At 35.8% G+C, this 25,815-nt stretch carries 25 protein-coding genes and 1 tRNA gene; 17 read left to right on the forward strand and 9 right to left on the reverse strand.

The annotated features are described in order from the left end of the window. Window positions 1–54 precede the first annotated feature (54 nt). Genes dnaB through DNJ73_RS09355 form a run of 3 tightly spaced genes read left to right on the forward strand, consistent with a single transcriptional unit; the run spans window position 55 to window position 4,056 of the window. Window positions 55–1,473: a replicative DNA helicase gene (gene dnaB, locus DNJ73_RS09345; protein WP_158467446.1), complete on the forward strand. Its 1,419-nt coding sequence runs from the start codon at window positions 55–57 to the stop codon at window positions 1,471–1,473. Between the two features lie 19 nt (window positions 1,474–1,492). Next, complete coding sequence (gene mnmG / locus DNJ73_RS09350; protein ID WP_158467447.1) at window positions 1,493–3,463, forward strand: tRNA uridine-5-carboxymethylaminomethyl(34) synthesis enzyme MnmG; 1,971 nt, start codon at window positions 1,493–1,495, stop codon at window positions 3,461–3,463. A 5-nt stretch (window positions 3,464–3,468) separates the two neighbouring features. Beyond that, window positions 3,469–4,056: a chorismate lyase gene (locus tag DNJ73_RS09355; protein WP_158467448.1), complete on the forward strand. Its 588-nt coding sequence runs from the start codon at window positions 3,469–3,471 to the stop codon at window positions 4,054–4,056. A 4-nt stretch (window positions 4,057–4,060) separates the two neighbouring features. On the opposite strand, the gene DNJ73_RS09360 is transcribed toward DNJ73_RS09355, so the two are convergent. Then, window positions 4,061–4,591, reverse strand: a complete 531-nt coding sequence (locus tag DNJ73_RS09360; RefSeq protein WP_158467449.1) for an RNA helicase — start codon at window positions 4,589–4,591, stop codon at window positions 4,061–4,063. Between the two features lie 95 nt (window positions 4,592–4,686). Then, entirely contained in the window at window positions 4,687–5,235 is a 549-nt protein-coding gene (locus tag DNJ73_RS09365; RefSeq protein ID WP_257473449.1) for a SprT family zinc-dependent metalloprotease, read from the reverse strand. A 117-nt stretch (window positions 5,236–5,352) separates the two neighbouring features. Between DNJ73_RS09365 and DNJ73_RS09370 the strand changes: the two genes are divergently transcribed. Genes DNJ73_RS09370 through DNJ73_RS10100 form a run of 3 tightly spaced genes read left to right on the forward strand, consistent with a single transcriptional unit; the run spans window position 5,353 to window position 8,042 of the window. Next, complete coding sequence (locus tag DNJ73_RS09370; protein WP_158467451.1) at window positions 5,353–5,775, forward strand: hypothetical protein; 423 nt, start codon at window positions 5,353–5,355, stop codon at window positions 5,773–5,775. 16 nt (window positions 5,776–5,791) lie between these two features. Then, complete coding sequence (gene ligA / locus DNJ73_RS09375) at window positions 5,792–7,870, forward strand: NAD-dependent DNA ligase LigA (RefSeq protein WP_158467452.1); 2,079 nt, start codon at window positions 5,792–5,794, stop codon at window positions 7,868–7,870. Between the two features lie 13 nt (window positions 7,871–7,883). After that, entirely contained in the window at window positions 7,884–8,042 is a 159-nt protein-coding gene (locus DNJ73_RS10100; RefSeq protein ID WP_187152645.1) for a hypothetical protein, read from the forward strand. An 8-nt stretch (window positions 8,043–8,050) separates the two neighbouring features. Here DNJ73_RS10100 and DNJ73_RS09380 read toward each other — a convergent pair whose 3' ends face one another. From DNJ73_RS09380 to DNJ73_RS09390, 3 genes are all read right to left on the reverse strand, one after another. After that, entirely contained in the window at window positions 8,051–8,662 is a 612-nt protein-coding gene (locus DNJ73_RS09380; RefSeq protein WP_158467453.1) for a TVP38/TMEM64 family protein, read from the reverse strand. 12 nt (window positions 8,663–8,674) lie between these two features. Next, window positions 8,675–11,476 carry a valine--tRNA ligase gene (locus DNJ73_RS09385; RefSeq protein ID WP_158467454.1) on the reverse strand — a complete coding sequence of 934 codons (2,802 nt, stop codon included), beginning with the start codon at window positions 11,474–11,476 and terminating at the stop codon, window positions 8,675–8,677. A 73-nt stretch (window positions 11,477–11,549) separates the two neighbouring features. Next, window positions 11,550–12,005: a protein phosphatase gene (locus DNJ73_RS09390; protein WP_158467455.1), complete on the reverse strand. Its 456-nt coding sequence runs from the start codon at window positions 12,003–12,005 to the stop codon at window positions 11,550–11,552. Window positions 12,006–12,068: 63 nt separating this feature from the next. On the opposite strand from DNJ73_RS09390, the gene DNJ73_RS09395 reads away from it, so the two are divergent. Then, on the forward strand, window positions 12,069–12,320 hold the full coding sequence (locus DNJ73_RS09395; RefSeq protein WP_158467456.1) for a hypothetical protein: 252 nt from the start codon (window positions 12,069–12,071) through the stop codon (window positions 12,318–12,320). 27 nt (window positions 12,321–12,347) lie between these two features. Here the strand turns inward: DNJ73_RS09395 and DNJ73_RS09400 are convergent, their stop codons facing one another. Further along, window positions 12,348–12,698: an AIR synthase gene (locus DNJ73_RS09400; RefSeq protein ID WP_158467457.1), complete on the reverse strand. Its 351-nt coding sequence runs from the start codon at window positions 12,696–12,698 to the stop codon at window positions 12,348–12,350. 20 nt (window positions 12,699–12,718) lie between these two features. After that, a tRNA-Val gene (locus DNJ73_RS09405) sits at window positions 12,719–12,790 on the reverse strand. Window positions 12,791–12,931: 141 nt separating this feature from the next. Here DNJ73_RS09405 and mazG point away from each other — a divergent pair. From mazG to DNJ73_RS09460, 10 genes are all read left to right on the forward strand, one after another. Beyond that, window positions 12,932–13,744: a nucleoside triphosphate pyrophosphohydrolase gene (mazG, locus tag DNJ73_RS09410; protein WP_158467458.1), complete on the forward strand. Its 813-nt coding sequence runs from the start codon at window positions 12,932–12,934 to the stop codon at window positions 13,742–13,744. 10 nt (window positions 13,745–13,754) lie between these two features. After that, the gene (gene speE, locus DNJ73_RS09415) at window positions 13,755–14,621 is read left to right on the forward strand and encodes a polyamine aminopropyltransferase (protein WP_158467459.1); all 867 of its coding nucleotides are present in this window, start codon (window positions 13,755–13,757) and stop codon (window positions 14,619–14,621) included. Beyond that, window positions 14,618–15,511 (forward strand): agmatinase, encoded by an 894-nt coding sequence (speB, locus tag DNJ73_RS09420; protein WP_158467460.1) that lies wholly within the window; start codon window positions 14,618–14,620, stop codon window positions 15,509–15,511. The genes speE and speB overlap by 4 nt, the downstream gene beginning before the upstream one ends. Before the next feature lie 372 nt (window positions 15,512–15,883). Further along, a complete protein-coding gene (gene gcvT / locus DNJ73_RS09430; protein WP_158467462.1) occupies window positions 15,884–17,002 on the forward strand; it encodes a glycine cleavage system aminomethyltransferase GcvT in 1,119 nt (372 codons plus the stop codon). Window positions 17,003–17,076: 74 nt separating this feature from the next. Beyond that, on the forward strand, window positions 17,077–18,897 hold the full coding sequence (aspS, locus tag DNJ73_RS09435) for an aspartate--tRNA ligase (protein ID WP_187152647.1): 1,821 nt from the start codon (window positions 17,077–17,079) through the stop codon (window positions 18,895–18,897). Between the two features lie 103 nt (window positions 18,898–19,000). Continuing rightward, complete coding sequence (locus tag DNJ73_RS09440) at window positions 19,001–20,668, forward strand: CTP synthase (protein WP_158467463.1); 1,668 nt, start codon at window positions 19,001–19,003, stop codon at window positions 20,666–20,668. After that, the gene (locus DNJ73_RS09445) at window positions 20,669–21,310 is read left to right on the forward strand and encodes a 7-carboxy-7-deazaguanine synthase QueE (RefSeq protein WP_158467464.1); all 642 of its coding nucleotides are present in this window, start codon (window positions 20,669–20,671) and stop codon (window positions 21,308–21,310) included. It abuts the gene before it with no gap. 46 nt (window positions 21,311–21,356) lie between these two features. Then, the gene (gene queC / locus DNJ73_RS09450; RefSeq protein WP_158467465.1) at window positions 21,357–22,034 is read left to right on the forward strand and encodes a 7-cyano-7-deazaguanine synthase QueC; all 678 of its coding nucleotides are present in this window, start codon (window positions 21,357–21,359) and stop codon (window positions 22,032–22,034) included. Further along, window positions 22,034–23,374, forward strand: coding sequence for an anthranilate synthase component I family protein (locus DNJ73_RS09455; protein ID WP_158467466.1), 1,341 nt, complete (start codon window positions 22,034–22,036; stop codon window positions 23,372–23,374). The genes queC and DNJ73_RS09455 overlap by 1 nt, the downstream gene beginning before the upstream one ends. Then, entirely contained in the window at window positions 23,371–24,198 is an 828-nt protein-coding gene (locus DNJ73_RS09460; RefSeq protein ID WP_158467467.1) for an aminotransferase class IV, read from the forward strand. Before DNJ73_RS09455 ends, DNJ73_RS09460 begins: the two co-directional genes overlap by 4 nt. 21 nt (window positions 24,199–24,219) lie before the next feature. Here DNJ73_RS09460 and cobA read toward each other — a convergent pair whose 3' ends face one another. Then, the gene (gene cobA, locus DNJ73_RS09465; RefSeq protein ID WP_158467468.1) at window positions 24,220–25,005 is read right to left on the reverse strand and encodes a uroporphyrinogen-III C-methyltransferase; all 786 of its coding nucleotides are present in this window, start codon (window positions 25,003–25,005) and stop codon (window positions 24,220–24,222) included. Further along, a complete protein-coding gene (locus DNJ73_RS09470; RefSeq protein ID WP_158467469.1) occupies window positions 25,002–25,814 on the reverse strand; it encodes a CbiX/SirB N-terminal domain-containing protein in 813 nt (270 codons plus the stop codon). Before DNJ73_RS09470 ends, cobA begins: the two co-directional genes overlap by 4 nt. Between the last annotated feature and the right edge of the window lies 1 nt (window position 25,815).

Raw genomic sequence — 25,815 nt, forward strand, 5'->3', positions numbered from 1 at the left:
TTGCATCTTTTCCTGAACAAGCCAAAGTAGGTGTCCTTGTCAAAGAAGCAATAAATGATTGGAACCCCCTCTTCAAATAACGGGGAATTTTCAAAACAAACAAGAGATTTTGGAGCATTTAATAATTCCAAGATTGATAAACCTCGTTTTGAAGCTCAACCTGACCAAATACCACCTCAAAATTTGGAAGCAGAAGAATCTGTTCTTGGTGGTATTTTATTAGACCCTGATGCAATCGGACGAATAGCTGATTTACTACAGCCAGAGGCTTTTTACATCTCTTCCCATAGAGAAATATATAGAACTGCTTTAATGCTTCATAGCCAAGGCAAGCCAACAGATTTAACAGCGATGAGCGCTTGGCTTGCAGATACAAATTCTTTAGAAAAAGTTGGAGGTAATAATAGATTAGTTGAATTAGTTGAGAGGGTTTCATCAACAGCTTCTATTGAGCAAGTTGCAAAATTAATTAGCGATAAATTTCTGCGCAGACAATTAATCAAATCAGGAAATGATGTAATTAAATTAGGTTTTGATCAAACTCTCCCAATGGAAGAAGCTATTGATCAAGCGGAACAAAAGATCTTTGCCATTAGCCAAGAACAACCATCAAAAGGTTTAACACCAACTGCAGAAATTCTTACTAGCACTTTTAATGAAATAGAAAGTAGATCACTTGGCACGTCAGTAGCAGGTATACCAGTAAATTTTTATGATCTGGATGCCATGACACAAGGACTCCAAAGAAGCGATTTAATTATTGTCGCAGGAAGACCTGCAATGGGAAAAACTTCTATCGTTTTAAATCTTGCAAAAAATGTAGCTCAACTTCATGAACTTCCTGTTTGTGTTTTTAGCCTTGAAATGAGCAAAGAGCAACTTACTTACAGATTGCTTTCAAGCGAAGTAGGAATTGAAAGTAGCAGATTAAGAACTGGTAGATTGCAACAAGATGAATGGCCATTACTTGGTCAAGGTATTAATACACTCGGTCAGTTACCAATATTCATTGACGACAAACCAAATTCAAGTGTTCTTGAAATGAGGTCTTTATGCCGACGCCTAATTGCGGAGCAAGGTAAAGAACTTGGTTTGATAGTGATTGATTACCTGCAACTAATGGAAGGCACTTCACCTGATAATCGAGTCCAGGAAATTTCAAGAATTACTCGAGGTCTTAAAGGGATGGCAAGAGAACTAAAAGTACCTGTTATTGCTTTATCTCAATTAAGTAGAGGAGTTGAATCAAGAACCAATAAAAGGCCAATGCTTAGCGATCTTCGAGAATCAGGCTCAATTGAGCAAGACGCGGACCTAGTGTTAATGATTTATCGAGATGAGTATTACAATCCAGAAACTACCGACAGGGGCATTACAGAAGTAATAGTGACAAAACACCGAAATGGTCCTGTTGGAACAGTTAAATTACTTTTTGAACCACAATTCACTAGATTTAGAAATCTTGCTGCTTAATCTTTCAAATATTTAATTGATGATTTTTAAACAATCCTCAAATGAAAGTTTTGATGTAATCGTTGTAGGAGGAGGCCATGCAGGCTGTGAAGCTGCGCTGACTTCTGCAAGATTAGGTTTAAATACAGCTTTATTTACACTTAATTTAGATCGTATCGCTTGGCAACCATGCAACCCCGCGGTTGGAGGACCAGCGAAAAGTCAACTAGTGCACGAAGTTGATGCACTAGGAGGAATAATAGGAAAATTAGCAGATTTAACTGCTCTTCAAAAAAGAGTTCTTAATGCAAGTAGAGGGCCTGCAGTGAGAGCATTAAGAGCACAAACAGATAAGCGCGTATATGCAAATGAAATGCTCAAAGTCCTACAAAATACCCCAAATCTCAAAATTAGAGAGGCCATGGTTACAGGCCTAGAAATTGAACATTTTTCAGAAAAACCTGCAAAAAACCGATCAGAAATTACAGAGCAAATAGGGTATGTAAAAGGAATTAAAACCTATTTTGGAAGCATTTTTCATGCGAAAGCAGTTGTCCTTACAACTGGAACTTTTTTAGGAGGAAGAATTTGGATTGGTAATCAATCTATGAGTGCAGGTCGTGCAGGTGAGCAAGCCTCTGAAGGATTAACTGAAGAATTACAAAAATTAGGCTTTACTACTGGTCGTTTAAAAACAGGAACCCCCGCAAGAGTCGATAGACGAAGTATTGATTTTACTTCTCTTGAAGAGCAATTGAGCGATGCTGCAGACAAATTCTTTTCTTTTGATCCACTTTCATGGAAGAGTGGAGAACAAATAAGTTGTCACATAACTCGAACAACAAAAGAAACTCACCAACTTATTAAAAATAATCTTCATTTAACCCCTATTTATGGAGGGTTTATTGATAGTAAAGGTCCCAGATATTGCCCATCCATAGAAGATAAAATTGTACGTTTTGCTGACAAAGATTCCCACCAAATTTTCTTGGAACCAGAAGGGATAGATACCCCAGAAATTTATGTTCAAGGTTTCTCCACCGGACTTCCTGAAAACTTGCAATTAGAACTTTTAAGAACTCTTCCAGGCCTCGAAAAATGCGTTATGCTCAGACCTGCATATGCAGTCGAATATGACTACATTCCAGCTACACAACTGGAAGCAACATTAGAAACAAAAAAAATAAGTGGTCTTTTTAGTGCAGGACAACTAAACGGAACCACCGGATATGAAGAAGCCGCTGCCCAAGGTTTAGTAGCAGGCTTAAATGCTGCAAGATTAATAAATAATAAAGAGAGAATTATTTTTGAAAGGGAAAATAGTTATATAGGAACTATGATTGACGACTTAGTTACCAAAGACTTAAAAGAACCTTATAGAGTATTAACTAGTAGGAGTGAATATCGTTTAGTTCTTAGGGGTGATAATGCTGATAGAAGATTGACTCGATTAGGTTATAAATTAGGTTTAATTGATGAAAGAAGATGGAAAATTTATAATACTAAGCAACAACTAATTGATCAAGAAAAATTAAGACTAGAGAATGAAAGAATTAAAGAAAGTGATAAGTGTGCAAAAAAAATATATTCATCTACAGGAACACCAATCAAAGGTTCTATAACCTTGGCAAACTTTCTTAGAAGAACAAATGTTCATTTTAAAGACTTAATTGATTATGACTTAATCACTGAAAATATTCCTTTGGATGTGCAAGAAGGAGTTGAAATAGATATCAAATATAGTGGTTACTTAGAAAGACAAAAAGCTCAAATAAATCAATTAAAGCAACAAAGTAAAAAGTTGCTGCCAAAAAATTTAAACTATAATGATATAAAAACACTATCTAAAGAAGCTAGAGAAAAATTAAATATTTCTCAACCCAAAAGCCTTGGTCATGCTGCCCAAATACCAGGTGTGAGCAAAGCTGATCTCACGGCACTTCTTGTATGGTTAAAAATAGAGCAAATGAAGCAAACTGAATACACGGATTCAATTCAAATAAAAAGCTGATACTCGTGAATTCAAATCAATCTCAATTAGCATCTCCTGAAGTGATTTGGAAAGCATCAAAAGAAAATGTTATTTCAGGCAAAGGTAATAACAAACTCTCTGGACCATGGCAATTAATGCTCTTGGGCGATGGAAGTCCAACAAGACATCTTAAGTTATTAACAGGTCACGAAGTAGCTATAAAAGTTATATCTATGGCTATGGACAGTAATACTAAAAATGGAGTCCCAGAAGAAGTCAATGAACTAGAGCCACCTTTGTTAAGAAGACAAGTTTGGCTTACATGTGGAGGCATAACCTTGGCATGGGCTGAAAGTTGGTGGAATTATCAAGAAGCTGAAAAACATCTACAAAACAAGAGTCAGCCAATCTGGAAAAGTCTTACTCAAGGACGATCAGAGCTGTTTAGAGAGGTAGACGGATTGGCATTAGTAAATGCGAATTGGCTTCAATTGGAATTTCAAGAAGAAGGACCTTTCTGGAGCAGGCATTATCGATTTTTTCGTCAACAAAAAGAACTTACTGTTATACGAGAAGTTTTCAGCCCACAGCTAGAAAAATGGTTAGGGCCAATACCAAGAAAGGCTTTTTGAAAAACTAGTATTTTCTTCTACTAGACCTTGGAATATTCCTCCTTCTTGATGATCGTTCACTTTGAAATGACTGATTTGCATCCTGTTCATCTTGGTTCAGCACATTATCTTTTCTTTGCCACTTATTTAACCTAAAAGATTGATCATCAGGCCATTCATCAATTTCATATTGATTATTTCTTTTTTGATCAATATGAGGAGGCAAGGCTTTAGGCGCTCTTAGTGAAATAGCACCTAAAGGTCTTTTTGTATTAATTATACTTTCATTAGAAAGATCATCCTCTAAGTCTTCATTGTTCAACCATTCGTCATCATCCTCAAAAAACCAATCTATTTTTTCTTCCATCCAACGTCCAACTTTTTTGAAATTTGGAGCAGTCGTTTTATCTTGCCACCTTCCCCTATTTTGACCAGGACGATTACCTGCAACTCCATCAACAACTTGTTTCCCAGTTTCTATCCATTTATCCATTCTGCGATCAAGTTGATCTCGAGATCGCTGACGAATTTGATTACGATTTTTATAAGAGCTCATCTTTTAAATTTAACGCTTTCAAACCAAATAATGAAAAACATTAATAAGGAAAATTCCAAAACTTTAAAAAAACTCTAATGAAGAAAAAAAATTATTTATTTAACAACAGAAAAAGGTTGATATACCAGTAAGCATTTTGCATTCCATCGACCCCCAAACAAATTATTACAACAACTTCGACAAGCTGCTCCTTTCATCATGCGACGGTAACAAAAACTTTTTTTACATGAAGGACAAGTTGCTAGCCATTTAGGAGTTTTTTTGGATACTGGAAAAGAATGTCGAACTGTGACCTGGAAATCGGTTTGTGAGGAATTGATCTCAGACATGCGCCTATGGAAATTAGGCCCATGTACCTCTTCAACTTTTAACACAAGATCTATCCAAGCATGAATCATTTCGTGGCACAGAGTACTCATCAATGCCTTCTCGGGAAGATTCTCTAAGACTGGTTTAGATAAAATTATTTCACTATCTTTTACTCCAAAAAAATTAGTTTTACGTCGATAAATCCCTGCTGTTGTTCGCATCCGACCATCACTCCACCGAATAGAAACTCTAGGGACTCCTTCCTCAAAGAAAGAGTTCTGAAAATATTCTCTGTTTAATTTAAGAAATAATGGCAACAGAGGTATTAAAGACATTGATGCAAAGAACTCATTAGCTTTATTATTCCGATAACATTCTGTCTGACTATCGAAAACAAACAAGCTAATCTCATAGCTATAAGTCAGAATCTCTACTCAAAAGGAATTACAAACATGGATAGTGCTCTAATCAAAGCAATCGGATTAAAAGCTCTTTTGGTAGGGGTTGGTGCACTGCTCCTGTTTTGGACCTTTAATGCAATTAAACTTGTAATCAGTGCAAGAGGCATAAATCCTCTAGTAAAAAGATTTTTTGATCAAATTGCTGCCGGTCGCATTGATGGTGCATATAGACTTACCACTAAAGCTTATAAACAACATGTGAATAGACAAGATTTCATCAAATTTTTGGGTAGCTTACAGTTGAATAGATATAGAAATTTAAAGTCAGGACGTCCAAGAATAGAAGATAATCAAATAATGCTAACTCTGAACTTGAAATCAGAAGACAAGAAAAACGAAATGCCACTTGACTTTACTTTTATTAAAATTGAAGAAAATTGGCAAATCGATCGCATTGCTAAAGCCAATACTTAATGAAAAAATGTTATAAGTGAAATCAAAACTCAATCAATATTCTGAACGTGCTAAAGAGCTAAGAGCTTTACTCAACAAAGCAAATTACTCTTATTATATATTAGATTCACCAGAGATAGACGATGCTGTTTATGATCAATTATATCGAGAATTAATTGAAATTGAAAATATAAATCCTTCTTTAATTACAGCTGATAGTCCATCTCAAAGAGTAGGAGGTATTCCTTCTAAAGGATTCAAAAATGTTGAGCATAATATTCCTCTTTTAAGTCTAGATAATGCTTTTAATATAAATGAATTAGAAGCATGGTATGCAAGGATCAGCAAATTAATATGTTCAGGAAATAAAAATATCAAAGAGGTTAATAATCCAGAACTGATATGTGAATTAAAAATTGATGGAAATGCTATTTCATTAAGATATGAAAATGGAATTTTAACTAGAGCATCAACCCGTGGAGATGGAACAATTGGAGAAGATATCACTACTAATATCAGAACAATTTCTACAATTCCTTTACGTTTATTATTAAAAAATCCACCCTCTTGGATTGAAATTAGAGGCGAAGCTTTCATGCCCAATAATATATTTAACAAACTCAATAATGAGAGAAAAAGCACTGATCGACCACTCTTTGCAAATCCTAGAAACTCTTGTGCAGGAACATTAAGACAATTAGATCCCAAAATAGTTGCATCTAGAAAACTTGACTTCTTCGCATATAGTCTTTATTTACCAGAAAATTGGAAGCCAACCGATAGCAATTTTAAAAAACCAAATTCTCAATCTGAATCACTTAAGTTTTTAAAAAATATTGGTTTTAAAGTTAATACTACATATGCAACAAAAAAAAACTTAACTGAAGCAAATAGCTATTACAAGTATTGGGAAATCGAAAAAGATTCTTTAGCTTATGCAACTGATGGCATAGTAGTAAAAATAAATAAATTTGAGATACAAAATCTCCTAGGAGCAACAAATAAAGCTCCAAGATGGGCCATAGCTGTCAAATATCCAGCAGAAGAGAAAGCGACTAAGTTAAAAAAATTAATTTTCCAAGTAGGTCGTTCTGGTGCTATTACTCCTGTAGCAGAATTTGAATCGATAGAGCTTGCAGGAACATCAGTGAATCGTGCAACACTTCATAATGCAAACAGACTTGCATCTTTAGATCTTCATTATGATGACACCATAATTGTGCGAAAAGCTGGAGAAATTATTCCTGAAGTTATTAGAGTTATAAAAGAATTTAGAACAGTTGATGCAAAATTAGTAAAGTTTCCTCAAAACTGTCCAACATGTGATTCCAAGTTAATTCAAGAAGAGAACGAAGCAATAACGAAATGTGTTAATTCTAGATGCCCAGCAAAATTAAAAGGTCATTTGCGTCATTGGGTCAGTAAAGGATCGATGAAAATAGAAGGATTAGGTGAAAAGATTATTAATCAATTAGTCAATGAAGGATATGTACAGTCAATCGCAGATTTATACAAACTTGAAATCGATTCTCTTTTAAAACTTGAAAGATTTGGTGAAAAATCTGCAAAGAATTTACTAATAGAAATTAACGAATCTAAAAACACAAATTGGCACAAACAGCTCTACGGTTTAGGGATACCTCACATAGGAGAAGCGAATGCTAAATCTCTTGCAAAAAATTTTCATAGTATCGAGGAACTTAATACTATTGCTAAGGAGGCACCTGAAAATATATCCAATATTTATGGATTCGGAAATGAGATGAAAGATGCAATAATTAAGTGGTTTGATGATTCTAATAACCAAATCTTAATTAAAGAATTAAAAGCAATTGGATTTTCTCTAAAAGAAAATTTAGAATCAAACGACAATTCAAACCAATCCAATATTTTTCATGGCAAAGTTTTTGTCTTAACAGGAACTTTAGATTCCCTTACAAGAGAGGAAGCAAAAGAATTAATAGAAAGTGCTGGTGGAAAAGTCAGCTCTTCAATTAGTAAAAAAACTGATTTCTTATTATCAGGAGAAAAAGCGGGGGGTAAATTAAAAAAAGCAGAAGAGCTTGGAGTAAAAATAATTAACGAAACTGAATTTAAGCTATTATTGAAAAAATGAATAGAATTTAAAAATGGATAAGAATCCAATATTTTCTTTAATCAAAACAGAGTGTGGACGCGCAAAATATGAAATGCTTGCTTCTAAAAAAGGTATATTTAATCGCATAAGACTTTATTGGTTTGTCGTATTTGCAGCGATTGAAGATTGGAATTTAAAAGCTGATGAATAATCTAGTGATTAAGAATCCTGATTAAGTTTTCTTGTTGAACGTAAAACTAAAATAACAACTAAAATAGTCGATAAGATACTAATCAAGCTCCAAATAAATGAACTAGTTTCAGACCTTCCTGAGAGTACTTCACCAAAATTTGAAACTTTGAGTGCTAAGGAACCTAGGCTGCAATACAAAATTGTGCCAGGTAATATACCAATCATTCCAAGAGTAAAATCACGAACTTTTACCTCACTCAAGCCATATGTAAAATTAAGTAAGCCAAATGGAAAAAGAGGAGAAAGTCTTGTGAGAAGAATGACTTTGAGACCCTCACGTTTAACAGCTTTCTCCATTATTTGAACTTTTGGAGAATTGGAGACCTTTTTTCGAGCCCATTCTTTTAAAAAAGTTCTCCCTAAATAAAAAGTTAGATGAGCTCCAATAAAAGCTCCCACAAAAACCACCGAACTTCCAAGCCAGGTGCCATAAAGAAAGCCAGACAACATGGAAAGCCATGAGCCTGGCAATAAACAAGACACCCAAAAAACATACACCAAAGCAAAAATCAAAATTCCAAAAGAGCTACTTAAAAAAGGAATGAAATTATTAACCAGAGTTTCTAAGTTGTTAGACATAGTTTAGAGAGTTCAATCCAATCCCATTAGACGCTCTTTGACTAGACGGACTTGCGCTTCTGACTCCGTTAAGTTTGCTCTGCATTCCTCAACAACCTCTTTAGGAGCTTTATCAACAAAATTCTTATTTGCTAGACGTCCAGAGAGACTTTCTATTTCCTTTTGTGCTTTATTTAAATCTTTTTCAAGCCTTGATCGTAAAGAAGCTATATCTATCAATCCTTCAATAGGAAGAACCACTTCTAGCTCTCCACTTACACCGGCTAAAGCTTTCATAGAAGGTAATGATTTTGCTTCCTCTGGAGATAATATTTGGACTTCCTTAGCCTTAGTCAAAACAGCAATATCATTGATTGATGTTTTTAGAGTATTTTGCAAGACTTCCTTGCCAGAGACCAACATGACAGGAACTTTTTGAGAGGGTTTCAACCCAGCAACTGCTCGTAGATTGCGAATCAATCTGATAGATGCAAATAAATCAGAGAAAGAACTCTCTAAATCAATATCCAAGTCTTGTTCATTTAATTTTGGCCAAGGCTGCAAAGCTAGAAATTGATCCTCAGCCAAACCAGTTAATCCATGCCAAAGCTCCTCTGTTAAATGAGGCATTAGAGGATGAAGCATAATCATAAGATCACTTAAAACTTTGTACAAGATACTTTTCGCTATTTTTTGATCTAATAATTCATCAGGAGAAAAATTTTCTGAGGTATTCAATCGACGTTTGATTAGTTCTAAATACCAATCACACAAATCATTCCAAGCAAATTCATATAATCCCTTAGCTGCCTCTCCTAAAGCATAATTTTCATATCGATTAACAGTCTCACGATTGACTCGAGCAAGTCTTGATAAAATCCACTTATCTGATAATTGCAACTTCGATAAATCATATTTCTCCAAATTTTCAAAATCTTGACCCTCAAGATTGATAAGAGCAAATCTAGTTGCGTTCCAAAGCTTATTAGCAAAATTTCTAGAGGCCTCAACCGTTGCTGAAGTTTGATTTTTACGATCAAAGTCAAGACGTATATCTTGTCCAGCGCCGGCAACTTCACGAACAAGAGCAAACCTCAAAGCATCTGTTCCATATCTTTCTATTAGTAATAAAGGATCAATACCATTTCCTGCACTCTTACTCATCTTTCGATTCTGCTCATCTCTTACAAGTCCATGAATATAAACGTCAGAAAATGGCATCCTCTCCGTAAAGACTCCAGCCATCATTGTCATTCTTGCTACCCAAAAGAAAATAATGTCAAATCCAGTAACCAGTGTATTAGTGGGATACCAACGTTGAAAATCAGGATGAGTTTCATCAGGCCAACCTAATGTTGAGAAAGGCCATAATCCGCTAGAGAACCATGTATCTAAAACATCTTCATCTTGCTCAATTTTGACTGAATCTCCATATTGTTCACGTGCTAATTTCTTAGCTTCATCTTCTGTTCTAGCGACAATATACGGTGTTTCATTAACAACTTTATTATCTGTTTGACTAATCACAAACCAAGCCGGAATGCGATGTCCCCACCATAATTGTCTACTAATACACCAATCTCTGATATCAGTTAACCAATCTCGATAAACTTTTGACCATCTATTAGGAATAAATTTAGGTTGTCCTTTCTCAAAAAATTCAGAACAACTTTTTGCTAAAGGATCCATTTTGACAAACCACTGAGTTGACAACAATGGCTCTACTGGTACTTTCCCTCTGTCAGAGAAAGGGACACTATGTTTGTAAGCTTCTATTTTGGTTAAGAGACCAATCTCCTTTAGAGAATCAATAACAGCTTCACGAGCTTCAAAACGATCCAAGCCTTCAAATTGACCTGCATTGTGATTCATAGTTCCTTTTTTAGTCATGACTGTTATTTGAGGTAAGTCATGTCTCTGACCTATCTCAAAATCATTAGGATCATGAGCTGGCGTAACTTTGACACATCCAGTTCCAAAATCTTTATCTACATGAGGGTCTCCGATAATGGGAATAGTTCTGCCAACCAGAGGCAAAGTCAGTTGCTCCCCTATGAGATCTTTATACCTTACATCTGATGGATTCACAGCAACTGCGACATCACCAAGCATCGTCTCAGGGCGAGTAGTCGCTACTTCTAAGTAACTAATTTGTTTCTCACTTGATGCAGATGATGTGACTAACGGATATCGAAAATGCCATAGATGTCCATCTACTTCTTTCATTTCAACTTCTAAATCACTCACAGCCGAACCAGAGGCAGGGCACCAATTCACTAAATATTCTCCTCTATATATCAATCCTTTTTCATATAAACGAACAAATGCCTCGGAAACAGCTTTACTCAGGCCCTCATCCAATGTAAATCTCTCTCTACTCCAGTCTACGGAATATCCTAAACGCTTTAATTGATCAACAATTCTTCCACCACTTTTTTCTTTCCACTCCCAAGCTTTTTCCAAGAAGGAAGCTCTACCAAGATCACGACGATTTTTGCCTTCTTTCTTTAGTTGTCTCTCTAGAATAGTTTGAACTGCAATGGAAGCATGGTCTGTTCCTGGAAGACAAAGGACATTATTTCCTTTTAATCTCTTATACCTAACAACTGTATCGATTAAGGCAGTATTAAAAGCATGCCCCATATGCAGACTACCTGTGACATTTGGCGGAGGAATAACTACAGAGAATGGATCTCCAGGGGCTGATGGATCAGGTTTAAAAGCTCCTTTTTCTTCCCAAGCTTTCTGCCAGCGATTTTCAGTACCAACTGGATCATATGTTTTAGGAAGCCCTGAGGCTTCAGATAAATTTGTAGTTTTTGCCCGCTCGATCACAGAAAAAAAATGTGTTTAATTTAATTTACTCATTCCCGACAAAAGTTTTACATCATTCTTGCTTTTCATAAATTCAAATGTCATTTTTCACGTTCCAAGGAATCGAAACTATTGAGTCATGCCTTTCCCATGCAGCCGAAGATAAAAAAACCTTTTCACTTAAACCAATCGTTTGTAAGGCTTGAACTATATCGTTATCATCAATCTCCTTGTCTATAGTTATGGGCATTATCAAAACTTGCGCTTCTGCAGGGTCAGCCATCACATGTAATGACAAGTCTTCTAGAGCTCTTTCAAAAAATATTTTTCTCATTCGACTTGTTAAGGGAGAACCCATAGCTTGCGCAAACAATTCCAGGCTTTCTTTGTCTCCAGAAAGCCCACAATTTAAACTTAACCAGATTAAAAATTTAACCCAGCTATCCACACTCCACAGTGGATGAAAGCTATCTCGCTTACTATAAATTAATTCCATCAATGCAAATTCAAATGCTTTTGCTTGAATACAAGTGCGAGATATTTGTTCCATAGAAGACATTTTCTCCAACTACAGCCAAACTAGTGTTTATTGTTCATTATCTGTTTATTTGTCATGGATCTGAACGACCCTGAACTTGAGTTCTCCGATCTTGTCTACGCATATCAAAGCTGGGTAATTGCTGTAATCAACGATGAAAAATTAAATAGTAAGGAAAAGTTACTTACAGAAGAAATATCGGATGATGCTTTAAATGCTATGAGATTCTTACCGGGCGAAGTAACTAGCGCAATTGAGACAAGTTTAGCTCGCGTCTATGAAGTTGATTCTGATGAACTCTCTTCCATCTTGTTTCCAGAAGAATAAATTCAATTCTCTAATTGTTTTAAGAAGTTATTGAGCTTTTGAAAGTTTTCTAAAGCCTGATCCACATGGAGAAGCTTCTGCCCCTTTTGGCGTGCTAATTAGAAATCCACCTCCACTTAAATCACCAAAATAATTCAACTTTAGACCTTGAAAAAATAGAACTTGATCTTGGCGAGCATACAAAGTCATCCCATCAGCTCTAGCGAGGGGAACACCATCATTTTTTCCTGGCCTAATTCTTATAAATTTCCATCCTTCTCCACACTTATCATCCAGTAGATCAATATGCATAACTCCTGGTGTTCCAGTAAAAGCAGCTTGCCTATTTAACTCTGCTACTGCTGTTGCTGAAATTGTTAATCCAGGACCATTTTGCATAAATTAAAGAATAATCTAGATGGGCGATCCAGGGTTCGAACCAGGGACATCCTGCTTGTAAGGCAGGCGCTCTACCGCTGAGCTAATCGCCCATACAACTTTTAGTCCTTCGACTAATTCATGTACTTTATACCTCAGGCTGCTCTGTTGTTGAGAATTAATCATAATTAGATCAACGATTCAAAAAAAATCGGTTTATGAGCTTCGTTACAGCTCTATCAGGACAACTAAAAATGACAAACACAAACCAAATAAATTTAGACAAAAAAATCAATAAACTCCTTGAAGTAGTTTCAGACCTACGAGATCCAATCAAAGGTTGTCCTTGGGATCTCAAGCAAACTCATCTTTCGTTGATCCCATATGTTTTAGAGGAAGCCTATGAAGTTGCTCACGCAATACGAGAAGACAATCCTAACGAATTAAAAGAAGAGCTTGGAGATCTCTTATTACAAATAATTTTGCATGCTCAAATAGCAAAAGAAAAAAACTTATTTGATATGGGAGATATCATTGAAATAATCACTGAAAAGCTAATTCGCAGGCATCCACATGTATTTCAAAAAAAAGCAACAGTAAGTATAAAAGAAGTGGAATACTCATGGGAAAAAATCAAGAATCAAGAGAGACCATTAAATAACTCAAAAACTCCAATTAGTGACCGATTAAAATTAAAGATACGACCTCAACCCTCAACGAAAGCAGCACTAATTATCTCTAAAAAAGCTTCAAAGAACGGCTTCGAATGGGAAAAAAGTGATCAGATTTGGGAAAAATTGTATGAAGAATTAGAAGAATTAAAAGATGCATTAAAAGCGGATCAGTACTCCAAAGCAGAAGCTGAAATAGGAGATGTATTATTTACATTGATCAATATTGCAAGATGGCATAAAATATCGATAGAAGAAGGATTAGCAAAAACTAATAAAAGATTCCTAGAACGATTAAATTATATAGAAGAAAATATAGAGGGCGAATTACATTCCCAATCAAAAAAGAATTTAGAGAAATTCTGGGAATTAGCAAAGATTAATCTCAAGCATTAATATTATAATTATGAATCAAAGACTAAGGACAAGGTCAGATTGGCTTGACGAGTATCATCAAGGAGTTAGATATGGACTGCTTGGAAACTTAATACTAGAAGAGACTAGTCCTTTTCAAAAAATTACCATCTTTGAAAGCAAGAGATATGGAAAAGCACTATTACTTGATGATTGTTGGATGACGGCAGAAAAGTCTGAAAAATGTTATCACGAATGTCTTATTCATCCTGCCTTATCCTGTTCTACGCAAATAGATAATATTTTAATTATTGGAGGAGGTGATGGGGGTAGTGCAAGAGAATGTTTAAAATATAAAGAGGTTAAGTCTATCGATCTAGTTGAAATCGATCTAAGAGTGATTGAATTAAGTAAAAAGTATTTACCTACTATCGGAGGAAATGCATGGTCTGACTCAAGATTGCATTTACAAATCAAGAATGGAATTGATTGGGTAAAAAATGCAAAAGAAAATTCATATGATGTAATTATTATTGATGGCGCAGATCCTATTGGACCCTCCAAAGAATTATTCAGCAATTCGTTTCTTACAGATTGCAAGCGAATATTGAAACGAGGAGGAGTTTTAGCAACTCAAAGTGAATCACCAGAATCTTTCCGGCAAATTCATATAAATATTGTCAAAGTTCTGCGTGAAATTTTTGACTACGCAGATCCAATGTATGGATCTGTATCCATTTACCCAAGTGGTTTATGGAGCTGGACATTTGCATCTATGGGGAAGCCCAAATACATGAATCCAAAAAAAAGTCGCGTGAATGAAATCTCTAAAAATTGTCAGATTTGGAGTGAGCGATGGCAACAAGGTGCATTTAATATTATTCCTGCATTCATAGAAAGAGAGCTAGCAAAAACATGAGCAAATCCAACCTCAAGGATCTATCAATATTTAATAACGATGGTGCAATATTTATGGGAGGACAAAGAAGCATCGATCAATGCAAAGTATCGCTGTTAGGAGTTCCTTATGATGGAACTTGTTGCTTTAGACCTGGCGCGAGATTCGGTCCTTCTGCTGTTAGGGAAGATAGCTATGGAATTGAAACATATTGTCCGCAATTAAATTTAGATTTAGAAGATATAAAATTTGCTGATTTAGGTTCATTAGATATTCCCCTTGGAGATGCAAAATTAACAATTGATTACGTAAAAGACGCGATCGATATTTTACTTAAAAACAATTTAAAGCCTCTTATTATTGGTGGAGAACATTCAATAACAACTGGAATTCTTAAATCAATAATTACCAATTATCCTGAATTAATTATGATTCAATTAGATGCTCACGCAGACCTTAGAGATGAATGGTTAGGTAGTAAATTTAGTCATGCTTGTACTATGAAAAGATGTTTAGAAATACTACCTAGCAAAAATATCTTTCAAATAGGAATAAGAAGTGGGACAAAATCGGAATTTCTTGAAATGAATAATACTAAAAGATTAATTAAACATACTTATGGAGATAATGCAAAATATTTAGATAAAGCTCTAAAAAATTTCAAAGGAAAACCAATCTATTTAACTTTTGATTTAGATTGGTTTGATCCATCTATAATGCCAGGTACAGGAACTCCTGAACCTGGAGGTTATTTTTGGGGAGATTTTGCAGCAATCGTAGAAGTTCTTAAATCTCACAACTTAATTGGTGCTGATGTAGTCGAACTATCTCCAAAATTAGATAATTCAGGTATAAGTACTATTCTTGCTGCAAAGGTGATACGTTCATTAATTATGTTACTAAATAAATAATTTTATCAAATTCAATTTACATTCTCTTTTGATACTAATACCTTTCGAAAATCGAGTTGTTGATGAACAAATTTTTCAGAAATCTTTGGTAAGATAGGTTCCTTTTTTATCCAGTGATAACAAGAAACAAGTGAAGAAATTTCAGAATGTATTTTTATTTTTCTAAGTTTGCACCATGAGAATTTATCAAAATGAGTAGAGTCACATTGATTACAGCTTCTACAACATCTTTTTGAAGTCATCTCTTCATCGACCAAGACTCATAGATTAGTAAAACTTTCCGGATCGAGCCACAAAGCATTAAATTTAGTTTGAGTAATTCTTATAGATTCACCTTATTACTAGTGAATTTCTATATACCTTCAGCAAAAAATGAAATTACTGCAAACTCCTCTTCATAAAGAACTCAAAGAATTAGGAGGGAAAATGATCCCTTTTGCAAACTGGGAAATGCCTGTAAGCTTTGCAGGGTTAATAGAAGAGCACAATGCAGTAAGACAAAACGTTGGGATGTTCGACATATCTCACATGGGCGTTGTGCAATTAAAAGGTAAAAATATCAAGAGCGCGATACAAAATTTGGTGCCTTCAGACGTTTTTCGAATAGGGCCCGGTGAAGCATGTTATACAGTTTTTTTAAAAGACAATGGAGGTATTCAAGACGATCTAATCATTTATGATCAAGGAATTTTAGACACAAATGAAGAGAGCATACTTCTAGTTATTAATGCCGCAAGAAAAGAATCAGACATTGAATGGTTAAATTTAAATCTTTCAAAACAAGAAATCACAATATCTGAATTCATGCCCGAAGGAGCATTGATTGCCATCCAAGGTCCAGAATCAATTCGTACATTTGAGAAAATTCTTCAAGAGCCTTTATCGAATTTGCCACGTTTTGGTCACAAAACTATTACTTCTAATCCAAATATAATTAACTCACAAGAATCAATTTTTATTGCACGCACTGGTTATACAGGAGAGGAAGGTTTCGAATTTTTATCATCGCCAGAAACAGCCAAGTCAATCTGGAAAAGCCTAATTGCATCGGGAGTTACTCCATGCGGGCTTGGAGCAAGAGATACACTGCGATTAGAAGCTTCTATGCATTTATATGGCAACGATATCAACCTAGATACAACTCCCTTTGAAGCTGGCTTGGGTTGGTTAGTTCATTTAGAAATGCCTCATGATTTTATAGGTAGGAAAGCTCTAGAAAAACAGGTTGAAGATGGAACCCGAAAAAAACTTGTTGGTATGAAGGTGCTTGATAAAGGAATTGCAAGAAAAGGATACCGAGTTTTACATAACAACGAAACTGTTGGGCAAGTAACTAGCGGAACTTGGTCTCCAACATTGAAAGAACCTATAGCTCTTGCTTATGTACCTAGCGAAATTGCAAAAATAAATACTCAATTAGAAGTAGAAATTAGAGGAAAAAAACATCCTGCAATCATCGTAAAAAGACCTTTCTACAGAAAAGGTTTTTGAGCAAGTAAAAACTCTGTTGTGCATAAAAGCCGGTCTTTGTGGGAAACTCATTACTCATGATGATTGAGAATTTCATGCGCAATAAGACTTGTGGAGAACTGCGAGCTTCCGCAATTGGCGCAGATGTTCAACTATGTGGTTGGGTTGATCGCAGGAGGGATCATGGCGGAGTAATTTTTATTGATCTCAGAGATCGCTCTGGAACAATTCAAATAACAGTTGATCCAGATCAAGGTCCGAATCTTTTTAGCATCGCTGAAAGTCTAAGAAATGAGACTGTTCTTCAAATCAATGGATTGATCAGAGCAAGACCTGAAGAAGCTATTAATACAAAAATCCCAACCGGTGAAATAGAAGTCTTAGCTAAAAATATCAAAATCCTCAATGCTGTTACTAGTTCACTCCCTTTCTCAGTTTCTATTCATGATGATGAGAGTGTTAAAGAAGAAATCAGGCTAAGACATAGATATTTGGATCTCAGAAGAGAAAGAATGAATAATAATCTTCGCTTGAGACATAACACAGTCAAAGCAGCTAGAAGTTTTCTTGAAAAGGAAGGATTTATAGAAGTTGAAACACCTGTTCTGACTAGATCAACTCCTGAAGGAGCAAGAGATTATTTAGTACCCTCACGTGTATGTGGTGGCGAATTTTTTGCATTGCCGCAATCACCACAATTATTCAAACAATTATTGATGGTTGGTGGCGTTGAGCGTTACTACCAAGTTGCACGATGTTTTCGAGACGAAGATTTACGAGCAGACAGACAACCAGAATTTACTCAATTAGATATTGAAATGAGTTTTATGGAGGAAAAGGAAATAATTGAATTAAATGAGAAATTAATTGTCAACATATGGAAAAAAATTAAAGGGATTGATCTCCCAACTCCATTCCCAAGAATGACTTGGCAAGAAGCTATGGATCGATTTGGGACTGACAGACCTGATACTCGATATGGGATGGAACTCGTTAACACAAGTGATTTATTTTCCAAAAGTGGATTTAAAGTTTTTTCAAATGCTATTTCTTCTGGTGGATGCATAAAATGCATCACCATTGAGGATGGAAATAATTTAATTAGTAATGTCCGAATAAAACCTGGTGGAGATATTTTTAGCGAAGCCCAAAAGGCTGGTGCTGGCGGACTAGCGTTTATTAGAGTTCGAGATAATGAAGAAGTCGATACTATAGGAGCCATCAAAAATAATTTAACTACCTCACAAATAAAAGAACTACTATCAAAAACGAACGCGAAACCTGGTGATCTAATACTTTTTGGTGCAGGAACTACAAATATTGTTAATAGAACCTTAGATAGAGTGCGTCAATTTATTGCTCAAGATCTAAAAATCATCTCAGACAACAGACTAAAAGCACAATGGAATTTTCTTTGGGTCACTGATTTTCCTATGTTTGAATTAAATTCTGATGAAAATCGTCTTGAAGCAATTCATCATCCCTTCTGTGCTCCGAAGCCTGAAGATATTGGTGAATCAGAAAACTTATGGAAAGACAAATTACCCAAGTCAAATGCTCAAGCGTATGATCTAGTGCTAAATGGCCTAGAAATTGGTGGAGGATCTTTAAGAATTCACAACTCAGAACTTCAAAAAACTGTATTTGAAGTCATTGGTCTATCTAAGAATGAGGCAGAAGAGCAATTCGGTTTTTTAATTGATGCACTTTCAATGGGTGCTCCTCCACATGGTGGGATTGCATTTGGACTTGACAGAATAGTTATGCTTTTAGCCAATGAAGATTCAATTAGAGATACTATTGCTTTTCCAAAAACACAACAAGCTCGTTGTTCCATGGCTAAAGCCCCTGCAAACGTAGAAAATAAACAATTAGAAGACCTCCATATAGCCTCGACTTGGATCGAGCCTGATTGAATTGATAGAAATTAGCGACAAAAACACTATCCTAAAGAGAAAATATGTAAATTTCTTGGCGTTTAGCTGGATCAAGGTAGCTTAAAGAATGATTGAAAAGTAAATGGCAAAATTTGTTTTCGTCACTGGTGGTGTAGTTTCAAGCATTGGCAAAGGAATTGTTGCCGCAAGTCTTGGCAGACTACTGAAGTCAAAAGGGTACAGTGTTTCGATTTTGAAGCTTGACCCATATTTAAATGTTGATCCTGGGACGATGAGTCCTTTTCAACATGGAGAGGTTTTTGTAACTGAAGACGGGGCTGAAACTGATTTAGACCTTGGGCATTATGAACGCTTTACAGATACTGCAATGTCACGACTTAACAGTGTCACGACAGGTTCCATTTATCAAGCTGTTATTAATAAAGAAAGGAGAGGTGACTATGACGGAAGAACAGTTCAAGTTATCCCCCACATCACTCGTGAAATTCGCGAAAGAATTAAACGTGTAGCAGACAACAGTGGTGCAGATGTAGTGATATCAGAAATTGGAGGAACAGTTGGAGATATTGAATCTCTACCTTTTCTGGAAGCAATAAGAGAATTTAAAGGTGATGTAAATAGAAACGATGTTGTTTATGTTCACGTCACATTATTACCTTACATAGGTACATCTGGTGAAATTAAAACCAAGCCAACACAGCACTCTGTAAAAGAATTACGTTCTATCGGGATTCAGCCAGATATTTTAGTTTGTCGCAGTGATAGGCCAATTAATGATGATTTAAAAAATAAAATAGGAGGTTTTTGTGGAGTTAACTCTGATGCGGTCATAGCATCCCTGGATGCTGACAGTATTTACTCAGTACCTTTAGCACTCAAAGATGAAGGACTTTGCAAGGAGGTATTAGATTGCTTGGATCTAAATGATCATGAAAGTGATTTAAAAGACTGGGAAAGATTAGTCCATAAATTGCGCAATCCAGGCCCTTCTGTCAAAGTTGCATTAGTTGGCAAATATGTACAATTAAATGATGCCTACTTATCAGTAGTCGAAGCATTACGTCATGCGTGCATTTCCCAAGATGCATCGTTAGATCTTCATTGGATCAATGCGGAGAACATTGAATCAGAGGGAGCAGAAAAACTACTTCAAGGAATGGATGCAATTGTCGTTCCAGGAGGTTTTGGTAATCGTGGCGTAAATGGGAAAATAGCAGCTATCAGATGGGCAAGGGAGCAAAGGGTTCCTTTCCTTGGACTTTGCTTAGGTATGCAATGTGCTGTCATTGAATGGGCTCGCAATTTAGCTGGTTTAGTAGATGCATCTAGTGCCGAACTAGATCCAAATTCAAAACACCCTGTAATTCACTTGCTCCCAGAACAACAAGACGTAGTTGATCTAGGAGGAACCATGAGATTAGGAGTATATCCTTGTAGACTTCAAGCCAACACAACCGGGCAAAGTTTATACAACGAAGAAGTTGTTTACGAAAGGCATAGACATCGTTATGAGTTCAATAATTCATATAGGACTCTCCTAATGGAATCTGGTTATGTAATTAGTGGTACTTCACCTGATGGTCGATTGGTAGAGCTAATAGAATTAAAAAATCATCCATTTTTTATTGCATGTCAATATCATCCAGAATTTCTCTCTAGGCCAGGGAAACCACACCCTTTATTTAGTGGCTTGATTCAAGCTGCACAATTACGCGTCCCATCCTCACCAAGTGAAGCATTCAATCCACAATCAAAAATTATTGAAAAAAAATCTCTAGAACAGCAATAAATGGAACCATCTCTACCAGTAGTGGAATGTTTTCATTCTCTACAAGGAGAAGGAGAACATGCTGGTAGAAGCGCTTACTTCATTAGATTAGCTAGTTGCAAAGTTGGATGTCCTTGGTGTGATACGAAAAATTCATGGAATTCCGAACTTCATCCACAACAAACTTTGATAGATTTATCAATTAGCACAGCCAAAGCGCAAACAGAAGGTGCAGCTTTTGTTGTAATCACTGGAGGTGAGCCATTACATCATAATTTAGATCATCTATGCAGAGAAATTAGAAAATCTACACTCAATCTAGAGAAAAAATCTATTCCAATTCATCTCGAAACAAGCGGTGTAGATGCACTAAGTGGCAACCCAGATTGGATAACATTATCTCCTAAACGGCATTCTCCTCCACGCCTTGATAATCTGTTATCTTGCCAAGAATTAAAAGTTGTCATACAGAACGCTGAAGATTTACTTTTTGCTAAAAAAATGGCTGATTTAATAAAAAACAATGGAAAGGTTAAACCTCAATTATTTTTACAAGCAGGATGGGAAAATGAAGAAGGACAAACACTCGCAATCAAGTATGTAAAAAACAATCCTGATTGGAGATTAAGTATGCAAACTCACAAATGGCTAGGTGTACTCTAACCATCTAGATAATTAAGATTTTGCTTCATTAGATTTAAAAAAAATAATGATTGAACAGACAACAATTGCATTACTTTCCGGAGGAATTGATTCAGCTACAGCTGCATGTATAGCTATGGAAGCTGGGCAAAAAGTGATTGGATTATCCTTTGATTATGGCCAACGACATCTTAAGGAGTTACAAGCAGCCGCAGATTTAGCAAAAGATTTAAATCTTGAGGATCACATAACAATCAAGATTGATTTATCTTCTTGGGGTGGGTCCTCCTTGACCGACACGTCACAAATAATTCCCACTAAAGGCATACAAAAAAATACTATTCCTAATACTTACGTTCCAGGTAGAAACACTATCTTTGTTGCTATTGGGTTAAGTCTTGCAGAAGCTCGTGGAGCCAATCGAATAGCATTAGGCATCAATGCAATGGATTATTCTGGATATCCAGACTGTAGACCAGATTATTTAGAGGCATATCAAGATTTAGCCAACTTATCCAGCAGAGTAGGACGCGAGGGGAAAGGTATAAAACTCTGGGCTCCACTACTAGCTTGGGAAAAAACAAAAATCTTTAAAGAGGCATTACGCTTAAAAATTCCTATAGAAAAAACATGGAGTTGCTATCAAGGTGAAAGTAAACCATGTGGTAGATGTGATAGTTGTCGCATTAGAGATAAAGCATTAAAAGAAATAGGTCGAGAAGATCTATGTAGCCAAAATATCTAGTGAATAACATTAAGCGAATACTATGTCAGTGGAAATCACCTGAGCTAGTAGCTTATAAATTGATTCAAGAATGGGGAGATGCAGGATTTATATGGCTTGATGGCGATGGGAGTGATTTAGGTCGATGGGTCACCTTAGGAATTAATCCTCTAGAACAGTTTTGTTCTAGAGGATTGGAAACTTCAAAAAACGATTCTAATCCTTTTAAAATTTTACGCGAATTACCGCCAGGGCATTGGACTGGTTGGCTGAGTTATGAAGCTGCATCTTGGACAGAGCCACAAAATCCATGGCAAACAAGTTCTATGGCAACTTTATGGATAGCCTCTCATGACCCTATATTAAAATTTGATCTTCAGAAGAGAGAGCTATGGCTAGAAGGCAAAGATGAAAAGCGCATCTCAATTATGGAAAATTTTCTAAAAAGTACTTTTCATCAAAAGCTTTCCAAAGCTCACTCTGAAACGACAAAACAAACAGAACGCAAGAATAGTATCCCCCTAGAATCTTGGGACTGGAAATTAACAAGTCAAGAATATTCTGAAAGAGTTGATGAGATCAAAGAATGGATTGCGAAAGGTGATATTTTTCAGGCTAATCTAACCACCTCATGCCAAGCCCCATTACCAGAATCTATGCGTCCAATAGACGTATATTCAAAACTTAAAAAATGCTCCCCGGCTCCATTTGCTGGAGTAATTATCGGCGATCAAATGGCAAAAGGAGAAGCTATTATATCAACTTCACCTGAAAGGTTTTTAAAAGCGTTACCCAGTGGTGAGGTGGAAACGAGACCAATCAAAGGAACTAGACCCAGAGATAGAGATCCAGAAAAGGATGCTGATTGGGCAGCAGAACTTATTTGTAGTCCAAAAGATCATGCTGAGAATGTAATGATTGTAGATCTACTAAGAAATGATCTTGGAAGAGTATGCCAACCTGGTTCAATCAAAGTCCCTCATCTACTAGTTTTAGAAAGCTATTCACAAGTTCATCATCTCACTTCAGTAGTTAAAGGTAGACTCAATACAAATAAAACTTGGGTTGACTTGCTTGAAGCATGCTGGCCAGGAGGTTCAGTAACAGGAGCACCGAAGCTTAGAGCATGTAAAAGATTGTATGAACTTGAACCAACAGCGAGAGGTCCATATTGTGGATCAATATTAAATATAAATTGGGAGGGGGGCCTTGATAGCAATATTTTAATCCGATCTTTAATGATTAAAGAATCCTCTATCAGTGCTCACGCTGGATGTGGAATTGTTGCAGATTCAGATAGTCAAAAGGAAGCTGAGGAAATGAATTGGAAATTGATGCCACTTTTAAACGCATTAACATGACTAAAAATAAGAACGAAAAATTAGGCTGGATTAATGGTCACTGGGGAGTCTTCAAAGATTTAAAAGTGCCAATTAATGATCGAGGTCTCAACTTTGCAGATGGAATCTTTGAAACGATTTTCATTTTGAATGGAGTTCCGCAGCTTCTTGATGAGCATTTAAATAGATGGGAAGAAAGTGCAAGTATTTTAGAAATGAATCCCCCGCCATCAAAAGAATGGTTGATTTCACTCATTGAAGATGGCATTAACCGATCGCAATTAAATAAGGTCAATGGAGTAATTCGTATTAATTGGACTCGAGGAGCATCAAAACAACGTGGAATTGATATCAGCAAGACAAGCCATCATAGTTTTTGGTTGGAGATAGATTCTTATCAACCAAATTTTGAATCTATATCTACAATAATTAGTCAAACTGAAAGAAGAAATTCTTTTAGCCGATTGAGTTATTGTAAAACATTTTCCTATACCCAAGGGATTCAAGCACGCATAGAAGCAAAGAATGCAGGCTTTAATGATGCAATATTATTAAATAGTCAAGGTGAAATATGTTGCGCCACTACAGCAAATATATTAGTAAAAAGAGAAAATAATTGGTTGACTCCCCCATCTAATAGTGGTTGTCTACCTGGCATAATGCGTCAACGAGGAATTGATTTGAATATAATAAAAGAAGCTCTCATTGAAGCGACACCAAAAGATAATGATGAATGGTTTTTAATTAATAGTTTAAGTTGTCGTCCAATTAAAAAAATAAACAAAAAAGAATTAAAAATATCAACTAACCCCAAAGAATTTTGGCTGAGTTTATTACAAATCTAAAAATAATATCTGATAGACTATCTATATAGGAATTGGAAATGTCACTTCAGCTGGCTTTGGAGAGCAAGCTTCTACTTGAAAATCCACAACTGAACCTATTACAACAATCGCAGGAGACCTTAAATTTTCTTCTTGAACTCGGTCAAAAAGCTTTACCAAAGGGCTCTTAATATAACGTTGACCAATTACAGTCCCCTGCTCAATAACTGCCGCAGAAGTCTCAGGATGCATACCACCAGCAATCAACTCTGCTGAGATAAATTTTAAATTATGAACACCCATATATATAACGATTCCATCACTAGATTTCGCTAAAGACCGCCAATTTACAGCTGGGCGTTTTTTATCAATCCCCTCATGTCCAGTCACAAAAGTGACTGAGGATCCAGCAAGTCTATGAGTAATAGGTATCCCAACATAAGCAGGAGCAGCTATACCTGATGTAACCCCAGGTACTACTTGTACTGGAACCCCTTTTTTATGCAAATAAGAAGCTTCTTCCGCACCTCTACCAAACAAAAATGGATCACCACCTTTTAATCTAACAATACAAGAATAACTCTTTGCTAAGTCAAACAAAATATCATTCGTTGTCCTCTGAGGAACCGAATGATGACCACGCCTCTTACCTACTGAATGAAGTTGACAATTTGAAGAAACTAATTCAAGTAGCTCTACAGGAACTAAAGAATCGTATACAAGCGCATCACATTTACTAATTAGTTTTTGCGCTTTAACTGTTAACAAATCGGGATCACCAGGACCTGCTCCGACAAGATGCACAGTGCCAAACTGATATGTATTCATGGCAAGTTACCCAAAATATTAACAAGACCACCATGAATAATATCAATCTCAAGCAAAGATTTAAGCTGCTCTCCTTTACTATCAATTTCTACATTTTTGTTAGGCGTCAAAAGATAGGGAATAGGAAGATAATTCTTCTCATTTTTCAAAGTATCTTGATTCCATCTAGACCATGAATAAAGAGGAATATTTAGGAATTTTTCTAAGGACTTAAGAAAAACGCTTGAAGTATCTGAAGAGACAGGGTGATGAATCAATGCAGGTTTAACAAAAGGACTCTGACTAGTTATCAGATCATCTATTAAGGATAGCCATGGTATAAAAGAACCTAGGAAAGGAAACAATTTTATATTTTGTCCATCTTCTTGCAAACGTTTAAATATTTTTGGTACATCAATACAAACATGACTTCCGGGTAACAAAAAAAGAGGAACTAAAAATACTGATCTATTACCGATGTCAATTTGTTCTGGATTCTCATCAGTTAAAGCCTCTATTGAAACAGAGCGATTTTTAAGCCTTTTTAATTGGTCAACCAAAGAAAGAAGAGATGGATGTATCTCACCACCTCGAGAACCATGAACTAATAAATGTAAATGGTGAGGAGGCTCACAATTAATTCTATTTGGTAACAAAGACAACTTTTGATGGACATCTGAAGATGTATTAGTACTTTCAACTAATTTATTAAAATTGAGATAATGAGAAATTCTAGATACTCGAGAACAAATAATTTCAGGCGAGGAGAGGGGGTTGATCGAAGAAACACTAAATACAGAGGAAGAAAAAGATTCAAAAGTACTTTTCATA

This window comes from Prochlorococcus marinus XMU1408 (assembly GCF_003208055.1).
Taxonomy (GTDB): domain Bacteria; phylum Cyanobacteriota; class Cyanobacteriia; order PCC-6307; family Cyanobiaceae; genus Prochlorococcus_B; species Prochlorococcus_B marinus_A.